Origin of the sequence: Bartonella sp. AA56HLJMS (assembly GCF_042197145.1) — a bacterium.
GTDB lineage: Bacteria > Pseudomonadota > Alphaproteobacteria > Rhizobiales > Rhizobiaceae > Bartonella.
Genome location: NZ_JBHIRL010000086.1, coordinates 1 through 1,052, shown reverse-complemented (window position 1 = coordinate 1,052; position 1,052 = coordinate 1). Strand labels below are relative to the sequence as shown.

Sequence of the window (1,052 nt, the reverse complement as noted above, 5' to 3'; positions counted from 1 at the left end):
GGGCAGGTAAGAGAACCAAACGGACGTATATCACGTGCAAAAGCACCGCGTGAAGCCGTTGATAAATTGGCAATAGAAATGCGTGCAAAGTGCTTTGGTTTAACGCTACAAGAGGCAAAAAATCCACTTTCTGGTACCTATATCGGGCGGCTTTGCTTGCAAGGCGTGATTACTCAAGAGCAATACGACGCCGCGCAACAGTATTTACAGATAAGGAATAATTACCTTTGTGCAAAAGGCTTGCCTAATGCAATTTATGACGAAATGCCATCATCATCTGATGATAAGGCAAGAGATAAATGGGTAGAATTTGCAACAGAGCAGTTTATAAACACGCAAGAGGCACTAAAAGAAGCACAATGCCTTTATAGACAGTACAATCTTCACGCTGCGCTACAGTACCTCGTTATAGAAGATCAAATGCTACCCCACCTTGTGAATTCACTGCGCGTTGCTCTTAATGTGCTTCAGAAACATTTTGATCGTAAATGACAAGCTCTATTACGGTTGCATTATATAGTATATCCTTCGTAAGTTTCCGCAATGTTCACTGAGTTCCTTTAACCATTTATGATCATTTGTTTTCACGTGAGATACTATGTTATCTACTTGTTCTTTTCTGAAATCGTAACGCTTATCTATAGCCGTCATAAATTTTTTTGCATAATAAATCATTGGATCCTCGTTATCATTGACCACGTCGTATGCCCACATAAAATCGCTTTCACTCCAATCATATTCATCGCGTAAACGCTTTATTACATTGGGTAGATCCATTTGCGACATCTCCTTATTATAATCACCCCGCAATAAACTCATAAGGGATGCACAACCAACAACTGATATGTGACGATACAATATATCTTCCTTGTTAAAAAATGAATATTCTCCGCCATTTCTGAGTGAAAGTTCTTCTGCTTTGCGTACCTTTTCAGAATGCATAGAGCCAATATATGATTCACTTACGTATTTATTGTAAAGTTGATTATACTTCTCTATAGTATCTACACTTGTAAACATACGCGTCAATTTGTCTATAAATCCAAATGACG

Annotated in this window: 2 protein-coding genes; one reads left to right on the top strand and one right to left on the bottom strand. The window is 38.3% G+C overall.

The features are described 5' to 3' along the window. Window positions 1–492 (top strand): hypothetical protein (locus ACFINI_RS09975; RefSeq protein WP_375648044.1); only part of this gene is annotated, 492 nt, incomplete at its 5' end. Between the two features lie 9 nt (window positions 493–501). On the opposite strand, the gene ACFINI_RS09970 is transcribed toward ACFINI_RS09975, so the two are convergent. After that, on the bottom strand, window positions 502–1,052 hold a 551-nt coding region (locus tag ACFINI_RS09970), incomplete at its 5' end, for a hypothetical protein (protein ID WP_375648043.1).